The sequence below is a fragment of the Mucispirillum schaedleri ASF457 genome, assembly GCF_000487995.2.
Taxonomy (GTDB): Bacteria; Chrysiogenota; Deferribacteres; order Deferribacterales; family Mucispirillaceae; genus Mucispirillum; species Mucispirillum schaedleri.
Window position 1 is genome coordinate 322807 of sequence record NZ_CP097562.1, and the last position, 20555, is coordinate 343361.

Genomic DNA, 20555 nt, shown 5'->3' on the forward strand with positions numbered 1-20555 from the left:
GGAAAATATCCTTTTTCCAAAAGTATATTTATTTCATTAGAGTATTAAACAGAGAAACAAGTTCATCTATTTTTTTATCTACATCACCATTTTTTGCGGTATCACGAACACATGATAATAGATGAGCTTTTAAAACTACATTATTAGTTTTACGCATAAGAGCTTCTACTGCAAATATTTGGTTTGATATATCCATACAATATCTGTCATCTTCCACCATTCGCATAATACCTTCTATGTGACCTTTTGCTGTTTTTAAAAGTAGTAAAACTTCTGTTTTATCTGCTTTCATTAAACTTTCTCCACTGAAACTGCTTCAAAACCAGCTTCATTTACAACATTCATTAAATCACTGTCTGCAACTTCTTTTGATAAGGTTACAGACGCATTTTTTGCTTCTAAATTAACTTCAGCAGAAACTACCCCATCTACAGTATTTAATGCTTTTTCAACCGCCATTTTACAATGATTGCAGTTCATACCGTTTACATTAACAATAACTTTCATAATTTTATCTCCTTTACTATATTCTTCTGCTTTAAAAAATTTTAATCTTAAAGCATTAGTTACAACAAATATTGAGCTGAAACTCATAGCAGCAGCAGCTATCATTGGGTTTAATGTAATACAAAATGACTTATAAAAAATACCTGCAGCTACTGGAATACCTATAATATTATAAAAAAAAGCCCAAAACAAGTTTGTTTTAATATTCTTAATAGTTGCATGGCTTAATTTTACAGCAGTTAAAGCATCCAGCAGATTATTTTTTATTAAAATAATATCTGCTGATTCTAATGCTACATCAGTTCCTGCTCCTATTGCTATTCCTAAATCAGAACGCATTAATGCAGGTGCATCATTAATACCATCTCCTACCATAGCAGTTTTAATGCCTTTCTTTTGAATTTCTTTTATTATATTTTCTTTATCTTGTGGTAACAGCTCCGCATATACATTATTAATTCCTGCCTGATTAGCAATATGCTCTGCAGTTTCTTTATTATCCCCTGTAAGCATATATACATCTATACCCTGTTCTCTAAAACCTTTTACTGCTTCTATACTTGACTCCTTAATAGTATCAGCCACATATATAATACCTATTACTTCATTATTGTCTGCGATATAAACAGGTGCAACAGCTTTATCTGGCAAAAGCATATTAGAAATTTTAGTAATATCTATATTATTATCTAATATAAATTTTCTATTACCAGCATAATAAGTAATATTATTTATAGTGCAGGATATACCAAGACCTGAATAAGAAGTAAAATTTTCAACATTTAGTAATTTACATTGTAATTCTTCTGCTTTTTCAACAATAGCTTTTGAAACAGGATGCTCAGATTTTACTTCCATAGAATAAGCAAGCTGTAATAAATCATTTTGACTGTATTTAAATGACTGAATGTTTACAACTTTCATTTTTCCTTCTGTGATAGTTCCTGTTTTATCAAGAGCAACAGCTTTTATATTATGTGCCATTTCAAGACTTTCTGCAGATTTTATCAATATACCATGTTCTGCACCTTTACCTGTGCCAACCATTATAGCAACAGGAGTTGCAAGCCCTAAGGCACATGGGCAGGATATTACCAAAACAGATATTGCAATAGATAAAGCAAATTCATAACTTTCACCCATATAAAGCCAGAATATTCCAGAAATTAAAGCTATAACAATAACGATTGGCACAAATATGCCGCTTATTTTATCAGCAAGTTTTGAAATAGGTGCTTTTGAGTTTGCAGCATCTTCTACTAAAGATATTATTTGGGATAATGTAGTATCTTTGCCAACTTTTAATGCTTTAAATCTTATATGACCAGTTTTATTAATAGTGGCACTTATTACTTTATCTCCCTGTTTTTTCTCAACAGGTATACTTTCACCAGTAATAGCTGATTCATCAATAGAAGCAGCACCTGAAATTATTATGCCATCACAGGCTATAATACCACCAGGTTTTACTACTATAATATTTCCAGCCTGTATATCGTCATAGGCAACAGTCACTTCTTTACCATCTTTTTCTACTATGGCAGTTTTTGGTGTTAAACTGATTAATTTTTCAACAGCATCCCGAGTTCTTCTTTTTGATTTTGTTTCAAGATATTTTCCAAGAGTAATTAAAGTTAAAATAGTAACAGCTGATTCAAAATATAAGTCATGACTGTATTTCATAACTATTGATGTTTCCTGATAAGTATATCCATGCACTATTTTATATATTGCAAATATACCATATATTACAGCAGCAGATGAGCCAAGAGCAACAAGACTGTCCATATTAGGAGCTTTATTAAACAATGCCTTAAACCCATTAATAAAATATTTTCTATTAACTATTAAAACAGGTATTGTAAGTAAAAAAAGAGTAAAAGCATAATTAAAACTTCCTTCATAATGCTTAAAAAAAGAAAACTGCGGAAGTCCTGCCATACTGCCCATAGATAAATACATTACAGGAATAAAAAATATAAATGAGATAACAAGCCTTTTTCTCATATTTTCAAGCTCTGTGTCATAAGGAAGTTTTTGAGTCTGTTTTGAAGTCACCTTATTATTTTCTATTTCTGCACCATACCCTGCTTCAGTAACCGCTGAAATAATATCACTGCTTGATACTGCATCATCATATTCTACCACCATACTATTTGAAAGCAGATTAACATTAACATTTTTAACTCCATTAACCTTAGCAACAGCTTTTGTAACATGAGCAGAACATGCAGAACATGTCATACCTGTAATATTATACTTCTCTTTCATATAAACTCCTGTATTCCCTACCCCTGTGGTATGGGGTATTATTATTAATAATACATATAAATAAAGAAGTCAACATATAAAAACATCTACTTTAATATTGAAAATCATAAAAAATGAAATAAATCAAAAAAAATTAGCAAAATATAATACCATTTTTTATAATTTTCTAAATTTTTTATATAAAATAATATATTTTTATCTAAAAATTTATCAATATTATTATTTTATATTATTTATTATATATCAATATTTTATATTATATTATATATACTTATACAGCTAGATTTTTTTATATTTATCACAAAATAATATAATTTATAAAAATATGCTTGACAATAACAGTAATGAAGTATATTAATACTTGTCAAAATTTATAGATTTTAAACATATTAACTGGCTTAAGCCTGATTTTTATATGAAATATTTAAAAGGTGAAAAATGAAACAGCAGGAAACACTTGTAGAGTTAAAAAGTATTTGCAAAAGCTTTGATGGCAAATCTATATTAAATAATTTAGACTTAAAAATATATAATGGTGAATTTTTAACAATACTTGGTCCTTCTGGATGTGGAAAAACAACTACTCTCAGGCTTATTGCAGGCTTTGAACAGGCTGACAGCGGTGATATTTTACTGCAGGGAAAACGCATTAATGATATTCCTGCAAATAATAGAGAAGTTCATACTGTTTTTCAAAACTATGCACTTTTTCCACATATGACAGTTTTTGACAATATTGCTTTTGGGCTTAAAATGCATAAAGTTCCTAAAAATGAAATAACAGAAAAAGTTATGGATGTTCTGCGCATTGTAAAACTTGAAGAATTTATTGATAGAAAACCGCATCAGCTTTCAGGTGGTCAGCAGCAGCGTGTTGCTCTTGCAAGAGCATTAGTTAATCAACCATTAGTTTTGCTGCTTGATGAACCTTTAAGTGCATTAGATGCTTCCCTGCGTCTTAATATGCAGAAAGAATTAAAACAGCTGCAGCGTAAATTAGGCATTACTTTTGTTTTAGTTACTCATGATAGAGAAGAAGCATTATCTATGTCTGATAGAGTAATTGTTATGAATCAGGGTATCATTGAGCAGTGCGGCACACCTAAAAACTTATATGAAGAGCCAAACTCTATATTTGTTGCAAACTTTATAGGTGATGTTAATGTGTTAAATGGAGAAGTGCTTGGGTTTGAAAATAATCTTGTTAAAGCAAAGGTTGAAGGTAGAATATGCAGCATTAAAACAAAAAAAGAATTAAATATTGGTGAAAAATTTACACTTCTTCTTAGAGCTGAAGATATGAGAATAGAAAAACTCAGCGAATACCCTGATACTGAAGGATTAATGGTTGGTAATATTGAAACAAAAGTATATAAAGGTGCCACTCTTGATACAACTATAAAATTAAATAATGGCACAATAATTAAAGCCAGTGAATTTTTTGACGAAGAATATGAAGATTTTGACTACAATATGAATGAACAGGTATCTGTTGGCTGGGTTTCTGGCTGGGAGGTTGTATTAAAAGATGAAAGAGCGTAACCTGTTTCACACTGTAACTATTGCAGTAATAGTTTTATGGCTTTTGCTTTTTGCATTAATACCAAATATTATAATGTTTATTGTCAGCTTTTTAGAATATGACAGTCAGTCTTTTGTAAAAGCTGTTTTCACTTTGGAAAACTATAAACGCTTTTTCTCTGGTGCATATTTTAATATATTCTTAAACTCTTTTAAAATTGCAGCAATTGCTACTTTTTTATGTTTGATTATAGGATACCCTTTTGCATATATTTTAGCACGCTCAAAATCAAAGTATAAAGGTCTGCTGGCACTCCTTGTTGTTATCCCTTACTGGACAAGTGCATTAATCAGAACTTATGCAATATCGTATATGCTGGCAGCAAATGGGCTTATTAATACTATACTTATTAAAATCGGTATTATAGATACCCCGCTTTCACTGCTCTATACAGAAGGTGCTGTTATTTTTGGCTTTGTATATACTCTTTTACCATTTATGATACTGCCGCTTTATGCTACAATTGATAAATTTGATTTTAGATATGTTGAAGCAGCTCAAGATTTAGGTGCAGGTAAACTACGCACTTTTTATCATATCATACTTCCACTTACATCACCAGGAATTATTGCAGGCACAGTTTTAGTGTTTCTGCCTGCCCTTGGATTATTCTATATACCAAGCCTTTTAGGCGGTGGCAAAAACATAATGGTAAGCAATATTATTCAAGAACAGTTTACATCAAATGTGCTGCAAAACTGGCCACTTGGCTCTGCTGCAAGTGTATTAATAACTGTTATTATGGGTATTATGATATGGGCATACTATAAAAGCTCAAAATCATTTAGGACAAAGGTGTTGTAATGAAAAATGTAAAATGGCATTGGCTGTATATATTTTCAGTTTATTTATTTTTATATCTGCCATTAATTATTCTAATAATCTTTTCATTTAATGAAGCATCATCCGGCACTATATGGAAAGGTTTTTCTTTAAAATGGTATGAAAAATTATTTAATTCAAGTGCATTAATAAGCGGTCTTGTAAACTCATTAATTGTAGGTGTATCCGCAGCTACTCTTGTTACAGTTATAGGCACACTTTCTGCAGTTACTTTATTTAGATTTAAATTTTTTGGCAAAAATTTTATAATGTCATTATTATATATACTTATAATGTCCCCTGAGATTATTATGGGTATATCACTGCTTTTACTGTTTAAATTTTTAAGTATGAATTTAGGCTTTCAAACACTGCTTATTACACATATTACTTTATGTCTTCCATTTGTTATGGCTGTTCTTTTTACAAGACTTGCTGATTTTGATATGCATATTATTGAAGCCGCAAAAGACTTAGGTGCAAATGAACTACAAACATTTTTTCATATTATTCTACCGTCAATACTGCCTGCTGTAATAGCTGCATGGATATTAAGCTTTACTATATCTATGGATGACAGTATATGTGCATTTTTTACATCAGGACCACAGTTTGAAATACTGCCGCAAAAAATATATGCAATGGTTAGAACTGGTGTAAAACCAGAAGTTAATGCTTTAAGTACACTTATTTTTGGAGCATCAATGCTCATAATCATAATAGCTCAAATAATGTTAAAAGAGAGGAAAAAATGAAAAAAATCATTATTCTTATGCTGGTATGTTTAGCTGTTTTTGCCTGCACAAAAAAATCTGAAAACGAGATTTATGTTTATAACTGGTCAGAATATATTCCTGATGAAGTTATCAAACAGTTTGAAAAAGAAACTGGAATTAAAGTTCGTTATACCACTTATGACAGTAACGAAGCAATGTATGCAAAAATAAAAATAACTGGTGGTGCAGATTATGATGTTGCAGTTCCATCAACTTACTATGTGCAAAAAATGCAGAAAGAAGGCTTAATACAAGCTATTGATAAAACAAAACTTACTAATTTCAGCAAACTTAACCCACAGCTTATTAACCAGACTTATGACCCAGATAATGCATTCAGTATTCCTTTTATGTGGGGGACTACTGCTATTGGTATAAATGCAAAATATATTGATCCTGCAACAATATCTTCATGGGAAGATTTATGGAGAGAAGAATTTAAAGGAAAAGTTATGCTGCAAAATGATTTAAGAGAAGTTTTCCATGCAGCACTTCATTCCCTTGGTTATTCTGGAAATACAAAAAATAAAGAAGAATTAGAAGCAGCATATAACAAACTTGTAAAACTTATGCCTTCTGTTAAACTTTTTAATTCAGATTCTCCTAGAACTCCATTTTTAAATGAAGAAGTATATATTGGTATCATGTGGAGTGGCGAAGCATTTATGGCTGCTCAGGAAAATGAAAATATTAAATATATCTACCCAAAAGATGGTGCTGCTGTATGGGTAGACAGCCTTGTAATTCCAAGCAAAGCTAAAAATATAGAAAATGCTTATAAATTTATTGATTTTATTATTCGTCCAGATATATCTGCTCAAATTTCTAACTATGTAGGATATACTACTCCTGTAAAAAAAGAAGAAGTGGCTCAGTATCTTGATGAAACATCAAAAAACAGCAGAACTATCTTTCCTACTGACGAAGATTTAAAAAATTCTGAATTTCAGCTTGATGTAGAAGAAGCTCTGCTATTATACAGTAGTTACTGGGAAAAATTAAAAATAGGTGAATAATCAGTAATTATATAAAAACAAACCCATTTTATTTGAAATGGGTTTGTTTATAATACATTCTTTTCTATTTGAATATTAGTTTTTATCATTAAGGATTTTAATAAACTATTCTTCTATTTTCTTTTTTTATTCTATAATATATTTATCTTTTTTATAAATTGAATATCTGATGATTACTTTTGCATTTTAGACTTATCAAAATTTTGTATAGCAGTTATTATGAGCCTGATTTTAAATGTGAAAAATCTAAATTAGCTATAATACAGTAGTTCTTATCTGTTTTTAGATACTTTGCTTATAAATAAAGCTCAGTATAGCCTAATTTACTTTAAATTATCTACAATATTTATTACGAATAAATATATCATTTAAACTTGATTTGCCTGACTGCTTATATTTATTATATATTTTACATATCATTCATTTATGTATTTTAAAGCGTCTTGATAATTCACAGGCACTAATTATACCACTTTCTAAGATTGTTAATAGATATTTTCTATACTTATAACTGTTATTTCTTTCTAGATAAATTACTTATATTGATTAGTCTAAATTTTTTGGATAAACCTATCTCTGTATATCTAATATATCCATCCACCAGTCATAAGATTTTACAGATAAAGCAGTTTCTGCTATTTTTATACTGTCAATTAATTTAAGCCTTTTTAAAGAATTTTTTATCCAAATTTCAGCCTGTTTATTGCCACTATCTAATTCTTCCTTAAGAGTAAAAATAAGCTCTAATATATCAGCATCACGGACTATTTCTGCTTCAATACTGCTGCCATTATTAAATTCTAAAATTAAATCAGGAAGTAAAGAAAGCTCTTTTATATTTTCAGCAATATCTTCTACTGCTTTCATTTCTTTTTTTTCTGTATAATGTTTTTGAAAATAATTTATATCTCCAGTTCTTGTTTCTGGTATATCATGAAAAAGTGACAGCAAAACTACCCTGCTGCTGTCTGCATTTAGTCTTTCTGCTAAAATATATGAAATAATTGCTGTTCTATATGAATGGGATGATATGTTCTGATTTCCAGTTCCTAGAAAATCAAAACCACTGCGTTTAAATCGGTTTAATAAACCAGTTTCAAAAATAAAGGCAACTATTTGATTATGCGATGAATGTTTAGACATAAAAAGTAAAATGATATAATAAGCACGATTTAATCATGCTTATTATATCCATTAAATAATTAAAATGATTCTTTAAATGATTTGCCAACAAGAAATTTAGGCATTTTTTTAGCAGGAATAACCATTTCTGCACCAGTTTTTGGGTTACGACCTTTTCTTTCTTTTCTTTCGCTTACAGTGAAAGTGCCAAAACCAACAATAGTTACTCTTTCACCTTTTTTTAATGTTTCAAGAATTGTAGCTTCATAAGCAGATAATACTTTTTCAGCTTCAACTTTTTTTACACCTGTTTTTTGTGCAATAGAATCAATAAGTTCTTTTTTATTCATGTAATACCTCCATAAATATATAGGATAAATTTAGATATTGTATACAATTACTTCTACTTGTCAAGTAAATATATACCATTCATCCCATATTTAATTAATTATTTATTTTATTAATAATTCTGCAATTTGAACAGCATTTGTAGCTGCACCTTTTCTTAACTGGTCACCACTTACAAAAAATGATAAACCATTATCATAGGCTATATCTTCTCTAATTCTTCCAACATAGCATAAATCCTGCCCTGATGCTAAAAGCGGCATTGGATACTGTTTTTCATCAGGATTATCATAAAGTTTAACACCTGAGGCATTAGAAAGTAATTCTCTAGCTTTTTCTGGTGTAAGTTTTTTCTCAGTTTCTATTAAAACACTTTCTGAATGAGCAGTTAATACTGGCACACGAACACATGTAGCACTTACTTTTATTTCATCAGAATGAAGCATTTTACGAGTTTCATTATACATTTTCATTTCTTCTTTTGTATAACCATTTTCAGTAAACACATCAATATGTGGAATAACATTAAAAAGAAGCTGGTGAGCAAAAGCCTTTACTTCAATAGGCTCTCCTGTTGACCATGCTTTTGTCTGTTCCATTAATTCCATAGTAGCTGCAGCCCCTGCTCCAGAAGCTGATTGGTAAGATGATACGACTACTCTTTTAATTTTTGCATAATCATGCAGTGGTTTTAAAGGAACAAGCATAATAATTGTTGTGCAATTTGGGTTAGCAATTATACCATTATTTTTTAATGCATCTTCAGGATTTACTTCAGGCACAACTAATGGCACATCATTATCCATTCTAAATGCAGAAGAATTATCAACAACTACAGCACCTGCCTTAACTGCAGATGGAGCAAATTCTTTTGACCTTGATGCCCCAGCAGAAAATAATGCTATATCAATATTTTTAAAGGAATCATGAGTTAACTCTTCAACAGTATACTCTTTTCCATTATACTGCATTTTTTTACCAGCAGACTTGGAAGATGCCAAAAGTTTTAAATTATCAATAGGAAATTTTCTTTCAGATAAAATATCTAAAAAAGTCTTACCTACTGCACCAGTAGCACCAACAACTGCAACATTATAAGCCATTTTTTTTTGTGGTATCATAATATATTCTCCTAGAATGTAAATAACTTTATAGCTTTTAAACAGATTTTGTCAAGAATAATAATACAAAAATAACAAAAAATTTTTTTATGTTCTATTCTTACAATTTTAACAATACATTTGTTAAAAATAACTTGCTATTTAAGTTGATTTTATATATCATTACGAAATTTAGGGCTATTAGCTCAGTGGATAGAGCACCAACCTCCGGAGTTGGGTGTCGCAGGTTCAATTCCTGCATAGCCCACTAAACTATTTATATACTGCTTTATAAAAATATTCCATATCTGGAATAATATCACACCCTGTCCATATATTAAATGAACCTGCAGCCTGATAAATAAGCATAGCAAGACCATTTACAAGTTTTATGTTATCTTTACTGTATAAAGATAAAAAAGAAGTCATTTGCGGTCTATATATCATATCTACTGCTGCTTCTTTAATTTTAAAACCATAGTCAGTATAAGGCTCTCCATTTACTCCCATAGATGTTGTATTAATAACAATATCAAACTCTAATCCCTGCAAATCATCTGGTCTGCATATGTCTATATCATCTTCATATAGTAATGATAAATCTTCAGCCTTTTCTAAAGTTCTGTTTGCTATTAAAAAATATTCTGGTTTATTCATTAATAAATATGGTATGACTGCTCTTGAAGCACCGCCTGCACCTAATAACAAAACTTTTTTATTTAAAGTATTAATACCTGAAGTTTCAAGCATCATATAAAAACCAAAAATATCAGTATTATGTCCAATGATTCCATTATCAGTAAAATGCAGAGTATTTACAGCACCAATACTTTTTGCTGTAATATCAAGCTCTGAGCAAAACTGCATTACTTCCTGTTTATAAGGAACAGTTACATTTACACCTTTAAAATGAAATTTTTGAAACATCATAATAGTTTCTTCAAGTTCTTCTATACTTATATCATAACAGGTATAGCCACCACAGAGACTTGATTTATATAAAAAATAGTTATGTATAAATGGAGAAAATGTATGATTTAGCGGACTTCCAATTAAACCTAAATTAATATACACTTTATTTATCGTCCTTTACTAAGTCTTTTATATCAGAATTTTTATCTAAATTAATTATTCCAACCGAAAGCACAAATTTAATACCTTCTTCCACAGAAATGTCTATTTCCCTTATATCTTTTTTAGGGACTATTGCAACAAAACCAGATGTTGGATTAGGAGCTGTGGGAACAAAAATATTAACACTTTCTTCTTTTGTAGAAACTTTCTGCATAAAAGGCAGTGAATCTCTCACTAAAAAAGCAATCATCCACATATCTCGTCTTGGAAATTCCACAAGCACAACCTTAGAAAATGATGAGCCTGAAGTATTGCCAAAAGAATCTATAACCTGCTTTGTTGCATTATAAATAGAACGAGCAATAGGAATATGTGTCATAATATTATCAAGCATCTTAATAAAAAGTTTACCAAGATACATTCTTGTAAATATTCCTATAATAAAGATAATCAAAATTATAAGCATAAAAGTGCCTATTTGAAAAATATACTCACTAAAATCATAATTATACTTATAAGCTATCTTTTTAACAATTGGGCTGGCTTTTGAAACTACAATGTTATACAAGAAGTAAAGCAGATACACTGTTACTACAATAGGCAAAAGAGCCAGTATACCTGCTATAAATATTTGTTTAATTTTTTGAGTTATATTCATAATTAATGAAACTTCTATTTAATATTCCAGTTTTCAACTAATGTTAAAAGCTGGCTTTCTGGGTATAGCATTTTAAAATTATTAATATTTGTATCTATATTATTATCGTTAGATGATAATACATTTCTATAATACCATAATTCTCTCATTTCTCCCTGTAAATAATTTGCAGGAACAACATTCTGACCTAAATCATAAAGCATACCAGCACTCAATTCAGAAAATCTACCTCCTGCTTTTTTAAGCTCGCTTACAGCTTTTTCACTATTGTCATACATATGATACATTCCTGCACTGCGAACAGCAATATAGTCCTTTAATGATGGAACAGTTGAAGATAATGCAGCAAAAGCATCCACAGAAGAATTATCAATCATAATCATCTCAGCAGCACTAAGAGAATCAATTTTTTTATTTTTAGATATACCATAAGCAGTATAACCTAAATACACAGCAATAAATAATACTACTAATGCACTTATTAAAATAACAATCATTTTAATATTATTCTGCATAAATGCTTCAAGCTTATCTACACCTGTATTATCAATATTAATTTTATCTTTTTTAGCCATTCTTGCCTCCAACAGCTTTCTCAAATATTATTTTATTATTATTAATTATGTTTTTTATTTCATTATCGCTAATGCCTGCACCAAGCATTATTTTAAAGGCTTTTTCACTTCCAACAAAATCAGACGGGCTGTGAGCATCATTATCTATAACAAGATTAGCACCTGCTTTTCCTGCCATATTTGCTACATGAGCATTTGTATATGAATGGCTTTTTCTTGTAGTTATCTCAAGATATACATTATTTTCTGCAGCACAGCAGGCATCTTCATAGCTTATAAGACCAGGATGTGCTAATATATCAACATAAGCTTCAATTGCTGCCCTATTAGTGCCTGAAGCAACCGGCTCAGATATCGTTTCTCCATGAACTACAACAATATCTGCACCATTATCCCTTGCTATTTTTGTAAGTGGTGCAATATCTTTTGGATTTACATGAGTGATTTCTACACCAACAATGACTTTAAAATCATCTGATGATTTGTTAAACCATTCTTTAAATTTTAAGTTAGCTTGTAAAACCTGATAAATATTAGAGCTGTCTACATGGTCTGTCAATGCAATACCAAGATACCCCTGCACTTGTGCAGTGCGGGCTACTTCCGCAGGAATAAGCATACCATCAGAATGTGTTGAGTGTGTATGTAAGTCATAAATCATAATAAAACCTAAAATAAAGTAATTATTTACAAATTATAGTTTTTCAGTTATACTTATTTTTTGGAGAAATGGCAAGTATATTATTTAAAAAATAAATAATTTTAAGATGGGTTACTTATATGCAGGAAAACTTTGAATTAAGAATTAGAGAAATTGCTAAACTGAAAAAAGGCTGGTCATTTGGTAAAGGTGAACCTTTTAATGCAGAACATGTAGAAGTAGCAGCATTAGTTGCATTAAGGTATTATAAAAAATATGCTTTAACAGTAAGCGGCACACCTTCTGAAGATGGAACTATTGATTTAATGTTTAATATTAAAGATGTTTTTATTGATTTAATTATTCTGCCATCTATTACAGATATTACTGTTAAATATACTCATGGTATAGGAAATAATAAAATAGAAGAAATGTGGGGAACTGTTTCTATAAGTAAACTTGATGATATAATGGATAAATTTATTGAATTATCTGAAAACCAAAAATAATTTTTAAATTTATTTTATCAAAATAAATATTATATTAAACTATTGTTTAGTTATATTTGCTTATTGTTAGTCTGGACTTATCCAAAATTTTGTGCAGCAGTTATTTTGAGCCTGATATTAAAGTCAAAAATCTAAATTATATATATTACAAGAATAAATAATTTATTGAAATTATCTATTTTTTTGCAACACCATAAAATAATCTGCTGGATAACAGCAGATTATTATAAAATTTCTTATTATTTTTTATCTTTTAACAGCTTATAAATAATAGAATCAAGTAGTGCATGATAGCTTGCATCTATAATATTTTCTGCAACTCCAACAGTGCTCCATGTAGAAAAAGAATCCTGACTTACTACAAGAACTCGGGTAGTCGCCTGTGTCCCATTATGGCTTGATAAAATACGAACTTTGTAGTCAACAAGAACCATATCTTTTAACTGTGGATAAAAATATACTAATGCTTTTCTTATAGCCTTATCAAGTGCATTTACAGGACCATTTCCGCCTGCTGCTGTATGCTCTACTTCGCCATTAACTGCAACCCTTACAGTAGCTTCTGCCATAGGTGCTACAGAAAGAGATTTATTTTTTTCATCAATCACCCTATAGCTTAATATATCAAAAAATTCTGGCAGAGTATTCATTGCTCTTCTAATTAAAAGCTCAAAAGATGCTTCTGCTCCCTCATACTGGAACCCTCTGTTTTCCAGTTCTTTAAGCTGCAGCAGCACTTTTTGTATAGTATCTGACTGGCTTTCAATATCTAAACCAAACTCTTTTGCTTTGTATATCAGGTTACTTTTACCAGACAAATCTGATAAAAGCACTCTTTGAGTATTTCCAACAAGCTCTGGAGCAATATGTTCATAAGTTTTAGAATTTTTTAAAATTGCAGAAACATGCACTCCGCCTTTATGAGCAAAAGCAGATTTGCCAACATAAGGTCTGTGAGTATTATGTTTTAAGTTACCTATTTCATCTAAAAAGTCAGACAAACTTTTTAATTTAGTTAAGTTATCACTTGTTACACAGTCATATCCATATTTAAGCTGCAGATTAGGAATAATAGAGCACAGGTTTGCATTACCGCACCTTTCACCATAACCATTTATAGTGCCTTGCACATGGCTTGCTCCACCTTTTACTGCCATTATACTATTTGCAACTGCCATTTCACAGTCGTTATGAGCATGTATTCCAAAAGGATAATCATTAAGTCTATTTTTAACAATGGAAACTATTTCTGCAACTTTATCAGGCATAGCACCGCCATTTGTTTCACAAAGTATAACACAGTCTGCACCTGCATCACGGGCTGCAAGCAGTGTTTTTAGTGCATATTCAGGATTAGCATTATAGCCATCAAAAAAATGCTCCGCATCATAATAAACTCTATCCACTTTACTTTTTAAATAGCGAACAGTATCATAGATAATTTCTATATTCTCATCAAGAGATATTTTTAATGCTTCTCTAACATGCAAATCCCATGTTTTACCAAAAATAGTAATGTTAGGAACATCCGCATCAAGAAGTGCCTGTATGATTTCATCATTTTCACATGTTTTTTTAGCACGCCTTGTTGAGCCAAAAGCAGATATTTTATCTATACAAACACTTTTACTTTTCTTTAAAGCATTAAAAAATTCCATATCTCTAGGGTTTGAGCCTGGCCAGCCCCCTTCTATACAGTCTATACCAAACTCTATTAAGCGTTCTGCTATTCTAAGCTTATCAATAACAGTAAAATTTACATCTTCTGACTGAGTGCCATCCCTTAATGTGGTATCATACAAAAATATTTTTTTATTAGAGCTGTCCATTTTGTTTCTCAGTTATAAATGCACTATGGAGAACACGAACTGCAAGCTCTGTAAATTTTTCTTCAATAATGCAGGAAACTTTTATTTCACTTGTTGAAATCATTTTTATATTAATCTGATTATCTGACAATACTTTAAACATAGTTGCAGCAACACCGGAATGGCTTTTCATACCAATACCTACAATAGATACTTTTGAAATATTTTCATCTGATAATATTTCTTGAACACCTGCATCTTTTCCTAATTTTTCACAAGCTGCTTTTGCTTTTATAAGGTCAGTTTTAGGAACTGTAAAAGAAATATCTGTTTTGCCATCTTCTGTAGCAACATTTTGGATAATCATATCCACATTTATATTTGCTTCTGCTAAACCTATAAATATTTTAACAGCTACTCCTGGCTCATCTTTCACCCCTAAAAGTGTTATTTTTGCTTGATTTTTATCACTAGTAACGCCTGAAACAACAATACGCTCCATATTTTTATCCTCCTTTGATGTAACAAGAGTGCCTGGTTTATCTTCTAAAGAAGAAAGCACCATAATATCTACATTATAATTCATTCCAAGTTCAACACTTCTTGACTGTAAAACCTTTGCACCAAGAGATGCAAGTTCAAGCATTTCTTCATGGGAAATAGTATCTAATTTTTTAGCATTTTTAACAATTCTTGGGTCAGCAGTATATACACCATCTACATCTGTATATATTTCACATACATCAGCTTTTACTGCAGCTGCTATTGCAACAGCAGTAGTATCTGAACCGCCTCTGCCTAAAGTTGTAATATCTCCTGTTTCCACATTATAACCTTGAAAACCTGCAACAACCACTATTTTACCTTCACTGATTGCCTGCTTTATTCTATCGCCTCTAATATTAAGAATACGAGCTTTTGAATGAGCAATATCTGTTTCCATACCTATTTGTAAACCAGTTAACGATATAGCATCATATCCATCTACTAAAAGCGACTGAGTAACAAGTGGAATACATGCAGTTTCACCTGTTGAAACAAGTTGATCATATTCTCTTAATGAGTAATCAGGTGTAATTTCTTTTAAAAGACCAATAAGTCTGTCAGTTTCACCAGACATTGCAGAAACTGCAACAATAACATCATGGCCTTTGTCTTTTTTCTTTTCTACTATTTTTGCCACATTGCGTATGCGTTCTATGCTGCCTACACTTGTGCCGCCAAATTTCATAACAACAAGACTCACAAATTCCTCCAATATATTTTACTTAATTTTTTATGAATAATTCTGCTATTTTATAGCCATCTTTTAAATCAAACGATGGTAATTTAATATATTCACTATATGCTTTATTTTCATCTGCTTTAATATCTGAGCCAAAAATAATAGCTGGTATTTTTTCTGATGAATGTGTTTTTAATTCAATAGGCGTTGCATGGTCTGGTGTAATTAAAAGCCTGTATTCACTATATTTTTTTAAGCCATCTAAAATAACAGGTATCATTTGGCTGTCAATAAGCTCTATTGCTTTAACTTTTTCACTTATGCTTCCTAAATGACCTGCTTCATCTGGTGCTTCCACATGTATAAAAACATAATCATATTTTTTTAAAGCATTGACTGCATATTCTGCCTTGCCTTTAAAATTAGTATCTGTAAAACCAGTAATATCAGGCACTTTAATAATATCCATCCCAGCACATACTCCAATACCTCTTATTAAATCTACTGCTGAGATAACTGAACCTTTTACTTTATATTCATCTATAAAAGCAGGAAGAGCTGGTTTCACACCCTGCCCCCAAAGCCATATATTAGTTGCTTTGCCTGTATCTATACTTCCATTAAATACCTTATCTTTCGCTCTTTTCATTATTTCAATTAATTTTTCAGCACCATTTCCTGTTGGAGCATAATCAATACTATTTTTATCGCTTATATCATGTGGTGGAGTAGTAGATAGTTTCATATCGCCTGCATTACGGATTACCATTAAATTTCTGTATCCTACACCTTTATAAAACTCTATACCTTCATCTTTAAATTCCTGATTTAAAGCATTTATAATATTTTCCACATATTTCTCTTCTATATGATAGGCTGTAAAACTTTCCATAATATCATTAATAATAGTTACTGTATTGCAGCGAAAAGCCATATCATTTTCACCAAGTTCTATACCCATACTGCATGCTTCAAGTGGACTTCTTCCAGTATAATAGTTTTTAGGATTATAACCAAATATGCTTAAATTGCATATATCACTTCCCGGTGCCATACCATCAGGTGTTGTCTGAATATAGCCACAGATACCATGCTCTGCAGTTTTATGTATATTTGGAATATTTGCATATTCTATAATAGTTTTATTATTTAATTCTTTAATAGGTCTGTCAGCAAGACCATCACACAGCAATACTATATATTTCATTAATTTCCTTCCACTCTGATTATTACTGTTTTTTCTTTAACAAATGATTTTGCATCTATTTCTTTTACTGCATTAATTATACTGCTTCCAATTACTTCATGAGTCATAAATACAAGAGGAACACATCCTTTACAGTCAACATCAGCTTCTCTTTGCAGAGCAGAAGATACACTTATTCCATTATTTGCAAGTATAAGTCCTACCTGAGCTAATACTCCCGGCATATCTTCTACCATTAATCTCATATAAAAAGCTGAATAAATATCTTTAATATCAATAATATTTATATTTTTTTCTTTTTCCACATAGCCTAAAACAGGAACTCTAACATTTATGCCTTGAATTGTATTTCTTGCAATGTTAATAATATCACCAGCTACAGCAGCACCAGTTGCTTCACTGCCTGCCCCTTTTCCATAATGAAGTGTAGGACCTGTTTTATCTGATTTAATATATACAGCATTAAATACACCATTTACCTGTGCCAAAGTATTAGTTGTTGGTATCATTGTGGGATGCACTCTCACTTCTATATTATTATCATGCCTTTTTGCAATAGCTAAAAGTTTTATAACACAGCCAAATTCTTTTGCAATGGCTATATCTATAGGCTTGATATTTGATATACCTTCTACAAATATTTTATCCATTAGCACAACTGTAGAAAAAGCAATAGATGAAAGAATAGATAATTTATGAGCAGAATCTATTCCTTCAATATCAAAAGTAGGGTCCGCTTCTGCATATCCCTGCTTTTGAGCATCTTTTAATACTTCACCAAATTCTTTGCCTTCTTCTGTCATTCTAGTTAAAATATAGTTAGCTGTGCCATTAATAATACTATATATTTCATTAATATTATTAACAGCTAAATCTTCTTTCATAACTCTAATAATAGGAATACCGCCACCAACAGATGCTTCAAACCCAATATCTACACCATTTTCATAAGCCAGTGGAAATATTTCACTACCATAAGCTGCAAGCAGTGCCTTATTTGCAGTAACAACATGTTTTTTGTTTTTTAATGCTGCTTTTACAAAATCTTTTGCAAAAGTATATCCCCCAACAAGCTCCACTATTATATGTATATCATTATTATTAATAAGCTCCATAGCATCTTTTGTTAAAATATCAATTTTAGATAAATAATTATCTTTTATTTTATCAATATTTATATCTGCAATACCTTTAACAATAATATCTATACCTGTTTTACGCTTAACAGTATCAAAATTATCTATTAAAGCGGCAACAGTTCCTTTCCCTACAACTCCATAGCCTATTATCCCAACATTTACCACTTTATTCATAATAACTCCTGTAATCTCAATACAACATATAATATTTAATTTAAATTGCTATGTTATATAAATTATTTTGTATAGTCAATAAGTTTGATAAAAAAATCACTAAAAAATTCTTAACTAACAGGACAAATGTTACATTTTTAATAAAAAATAAATCTTAAATTAATATAAATCAAGCAATAATTTATTTTCAATAACAATCTCATATGGAGATTTAAAGTTTAAGCATGTTTTAGCAGTATTATTATATCTATTTTCATGCTGTTTAAGAGCCTTAATTAATTCATCTTTGGAATAGAATTTATTATTTGCATATAAAATTTTTCCATCCTCTCTATGACTTCTTTCCACCTTTCCATTCTGCCAAGGTGAATAAGGTCTTATTCGTTTAATAGTATATCCTTTCTTTTCAGCTGTCTCTTCAAAATAGCTTTTCTTGTTTGTAACTTCCTTATCATTTACAAATTCATAGCCATTATCCACTTGAATTGTTTTTAGTGGAAAGCCAAATTTACTTTCCAGTTCGTCTAAAAACTTACCTGTTTCAAATGTGCTTTTTTCTTCTACTATTTCTAATACTCTCATTCTGCTGTATTCATCTATCGCTGTTATCTGATAATATTTTTTACCATAGCTGGAAAACATTATACATTCCTGTGGAACATATTTTATATCTATCTGAACCTTGTCGCCTATATACTGACCTGTTATTGGTTCATATCTTGTATAGCTCTTTTTTGACTTGTTTAATGACTTTAAGCCTTTCTTCCTTATCTGCATACACATACTGCCAAAACTACGATTATAACCAATTTCTAGAAGTCTGACATATACCTCCGCATTACCATACAAACCATGCTCGGCATATGTGTTAAATATTAAATCAAGCTCTTCTTTACTATGCTTATTGGGACTGTTTCTTGGTCTACGACTTTTAAAAGATAAACTCTGAACTGTTCCATCATATTTCTTTAAATGCCTGTATACAAACATACGGTTCACTTGATATTTGCGGGCTGCTTTCGTTGCTCCTTTTTTTAATGCATACTCACATAACCGTTGACGAAATCGCATTTCTTCTGTTATTATCACTTTATTCATTGTGATACCTCTTAGTTTAGTTTAGTTTTTTGCTTAATTTTATACTATATACTAAGAGGTATTTTGTTGTACTTATTTTTGTAACATATGTCTCATAATCTTACATTTGATAAAAAAATCACTAAAAAATAGCTTAAACAAAAAAAATTCAATAAAACTACTTAATAAATATTTGATTATTTGTTATTTCTATTATAAAATAATGTTAATAAAGTCACTGAGAGATATATGTTTAAAAAATTTTTAAAGGCATTTATAGAGTTTTGGAATTATCATGCAGAAGACCATACTACAACTCTTGATATTTTAAAGGAAGGAAATGAGCAGTTTACTTCATATATTCTTCATTCTGCCCCTGTAAGTAATATTGAAAGAGTGCGTCAAATGGCTATCCACGGACAAAATCCACAGGCTGTTATAGTTACCTGCTCTGATGCTAGAATTTCACCTGAAAGGATATTTAATGCTGAAATGGGTGACTTTTTTATTATCCGCACAGCAGGTCATGTGGTGGGACCTCTTGAAATGGGCAGTATAGAATATGCTGTAACTCACAGCAGTGTTGATATAATTATAGTTATGGGGCATGAAAACTGTGGTGCAGTTAAAAGCTGCATAGAAAACCATGATGGAGCTGAACTTGGTTATATAAAAGATATTCTTCATGAAGTGCAGCCATCAATAGATAGAGCAGAAAAAGAAACAGATAATAAATTTGATTTATTAGAACGGGCTGAAGATTTAAATGTTTACCATACTGTAGATAAAATTAAAAGCAGCTCAATATTAAAACCATATATAGAATCAGGCAAAATTATTGTAATTGGTGCAAAATATGGTATTGCTACAGGAAAAATTACTTTTTTTGATGATACTATTACATGCCCTGTAAGGTATAAATAAA

20 protein-coding genes and 1 tRNA gene are annotated in these 20555 nt (G+C 30.4%); 7 read left to right on the forward strand and 14 right to left on the reverse strand.

The window, feature by feature from the left end:
• Nucleotides 1–28: 28 nt before the first annotated feature.
• Nucleotides 29–292, reverse strand: coding sequence for a metal-sensing transcriptional repressor (locus tag N508_RS01610; protein ID WP_023276337.1), 264 nt, complete (start codon nucleotides 290–292; stop codon nucleotides 29–31).
• Nucleotides 292–2778 (reverse strand): heavy metal translocating P-type ATPase, encoded by a 2487-nt coding sequence (locus N508_RS01620; protein WP_023276338.1) that lies wholly within the window; start codon nucleotides 2776–2778, stop codon nucleotides 292–294. The genes N508_RS01610 and N508_RS01620 overlap by 1 nt, the downstream gene beginning before the upstream one ends.
• Before the next feature lie 438 nt (nucleotides 2779–3216).
• On the opposite strand from N508_RS01620, the gene potA reads away from it, so the two are divergent.
• The 4 genes from potA to N508_RS01640 are packed head-to-tail and all read left to right on the forward strand — an operon-like array spanning nucleotide 3217 to nucleotide 6974.
• Nucleotides 3217–4320: a spermidine/putrescine ABC transporter ATP-binding protein PotA gene (gene potA / locus N508_RS01625; RefSeq protein ID WP_023276339.1), complete on the forward strand. Its 1104-nt coding sequence runs from the start codon at nucleotides 3217–3219 to the stop codon at nucleotides 4318–4320.
• Nucleotides 4307–5164 carry a spermidine/putrescine ABC transporter permease PotB gene (gene potB / locus N508_RS01630; RefSeq protein ID WP_023276340.1) on the forward strand — a complete coding sequence of 286 codons (858 nt, stop codon included), beginning with the start codon at nucleotides 4307–4309 and terminating at the stop codon, nucleotides 5162–5164. Before potA ends, potB begins: the two co-directional genes overlap by 14 nt.
• Entirely contained in the window at nucleotides 5164–5937 is a 774-nt protein-coding gene (gene potC / locus N508_RS01635; protein ID WP_023276341.1) for a spermidine/putrescine ABC transporter permease PotC, read from the forward strand. The genes potB and potC overlap by 1 nt, the downstream gene beginning before the upstream one ends.
• The gene (locus N508_RS01640) at nucleotides 5934–6974 is read left to right on the forward strand and encodes an ABC transporter substrate-binding protein (RefSeq protein WP_023276342.1); all 1041 of its coding nucleotides are present in this window, start codon (nucleotides 5934–5936) and stop codon (nucleotides 6972–6974) included. Before potC ends, N508_RS01640 begins: the two co-directional genes overlap by 4 nt.
• A gap of 570 nt (nucleotides 6975–7544) precedes the next feature.
• Here N508_RS01640 and N508_RS01645 read toward each other — a convergent pair.
• The 3 genes from N508_RS01645 to N508_RS01655 all read right to left on the reverse strand — a co-directional run bounded on the left by N508_RS01645 (nucleotide 7545) and on the right by N508_RS01655 (nucleotide 9565).
• Nucleotides 7545–8117: an HD domain-containing protein gene (locus tag N508_RS01645; protein ID WP_023276343.1), complete on the reverse strand. Its 573-nt coding sequence runs from the start codon at nucleotides 8115–8117 to the stop codon at nucleotides 7545–7547.
• Between the two features lie 59 nt (nucleotides 8118–8176).
• Nucleotides 8177–8446, reverse strand: coding sequence for an HU family DNA-binding protein (locus N508_RS01650; RefSeq protein WP_023276344.1), 270 nt, complete (start codon nucleotides 8444–8446; stop codon nucleotides 8177–8179).
• A gap of 102 nt (nucleotides 8447–8548) precedes the next feature.
• A complete protein-coding gene (locus tag N508_RS01655) occupies nucleotides 8549–9565 on the reverse strand; it encodes an aspartate-semialdehyde dehydrogenase (RefSeq protein WP_023276345.1) in 1017 nt (338 codons plus the stop codon).
• A 174-nt stretch (nucleotides 9566–9739) separates the two neighbouring features.
• Here N508_RS01655 and N508_RS01660 point away from each other — a divergent pair.
• Nucleotides 9740–9812: transfer RNA gene (locus tag N508_RS01660), tRNA-Arg, on the forward strand.
• A 5-nt stretch (nucleotides 9813–9817) separates the two neighbouring features.
• Here the strand turns inward: N508_RS01660 and aroE are convergent.
• From aroE to N508_RS01680, 4 genes are read right to left on the reverse strand one after another with little or no spacing between them, the layout of a single operon-like run.
• Nucleotides 9818–10618: a shikimate dehydrogenase gene (gene aroE / locus N508_RS01665; protein ID WP_023276346.1), complete on the reverse strand. Its 801-nt coding sequence runs from the start codon at nucleotides 10616–10618 to the stop codon at nucleotides 9818–9820.
• A gap of 1 nt (nucleotide 10619) precedes the next feature.
• Nucleotides 10620–11276 (reverse strand): DUF502 domain-containing protein, encoded by a 657-nt coding sequence (locus tag N508_RS01670; RefSeq protein ID WP_023276347.1) that lies wholly within the window; start codon nucleotides 11274–11276, stop codon nucleotides 10620–10622.
• Between the two features lie 14 nt (nucleotides 11277–11290).
• Nucleotides 11291–11851 carry a hypothetical protein gene (locus tag N508_RS01675; RefSeq protein ID WP_023276348.1) on the reverse strand — a complete coding sequence of 187 codons (561 nt, stop codon included), beginning with the start codon at nucleotides 11849–11851 and terminating at the stop codon, nucleotides 11291–11293.
• Nucleotides 11844–12512 (reverse strand): histidinol phosphate phosphatase domain-containing protein, encoded by a 669-nt coding sequence (locus N508_RS01680; protein WP_023276349.1) that lies wholly within the window; start codon nucleotides 12510–12512, stop codon nucleotides 11844–11846. The genes N508_RS01675 and N508_RS01680 overlap by 8 nt, the downstream gene beginning before the upstream one ends.
• A 119-nt stretch (nucleotides 12513–12631) precedes the next feature.
• Here N508_RS01680 and N508_RS01685 point away from each other — a divergent pair, with 119 nt between their 5' ends.
• A complete protein-coding gene (locus tag N508_RS01685; protein ID WP_023276350.1) occupies nucleotides 12632–13000 on the forward strand; it encodes a hypothetical protein in 369 nt (122 codons plus the stop codon).
• Nucleotides 13001–13239: 239 nt separating this feature from the next.
• Here the strand turns inward: N508_RS01685 and cimA are convergent, their stop codons facing one another.
• The 5 genes from cimA to N508_RS01710 all read right to left on the reverse strand — a co-directional run bounded on the left by cimA (nucleotide 13240) and on the right by N508_RS01710 (nucleotide 19651).
• Nucleotides 13240–14829, reverse strand: a complete 1590-nt coding sequence (gene cimA / locus N508_RS01690; protein WP_023276351.1) for a citramalate synthase — start codon at nucleotides 14827–14829, stop codon at nucleotides 13240–13242.
• Nucleotides 14816–16054: an aspartate kinase gene (locus N508_RS01695; RefSeq protein ID WP_023276352.1), complete on the reverse strand. Its 1239-nt coding sequence runs from the start codon at nucleotides 16052–16054 to the stop codon at nucleotides 14816–14818. The genes cimA and N508_RS01695 overlap by 14 nt, the downstream gene beginning before the upstream one ends.
• A 22-nt stretch (nucleotides 16055–16076) precedes the next feature.
• On the reverse strand, nucleotides 16077–17240 hold the full coding sequence (locus N508_RS01700) for a cofactor-independent phosphoglycerate mutase (RefSeq protein ID WP_023276353.1): 1164 nt from the start codon (nucleotides 17238–17240) through the stop codon (nucleotides 16077–16079).
• Nucleotides 17240–18553: a homoserine dehydrogenase gene (locus N508_RS01705; protein ID WP_023276354.1), complete on the reverse strand. Its 1314-nt coding sequence runs from the start codon at nucleotides 18551–18553 to the stop codon at nucleotides 17240–17242. The genes N508_RS01700 and N508_RS01705 overlap by 1 nt, the downstream gene beginning before the upstream one ends.
• A gap of 159 nt (nucleotides 18554–18712) precedes the next feature.
• Nucleotides 18713–19651 carry a DDE-type integrase/transposase/recombinase gene (locus N508_RS01710; protein ID WP_023276355.1) on the reverse strand — a complete coding sequence of 313 codons (939 nt, stop codon included), beginning with the start codon at nucleotides 19649–19651 and terminating at the stop codon, nucleotides 18713–18715.
• A 228-nt stretch (nucleotides 19652–19879) separates the two neighbouring features.
• Between N508_RS01710 and N508_RS01715 the strand changes: the two genes are divergently transcribed.
• Nucleotides 19880–20554 carry a carbonic anhydrase gene (locus N508_RS01715; protein ID WP_023276356.1) on the forward strand — a complete coding sequence of 225 codons (675 nt, stop codon included), beginning with the start codon at nucleotides 19880–19882 and terminating at the stop codon, nucleotides 20552–20554.
• Nucleotide 20555 lies beyond the last annotated feature (1 nt).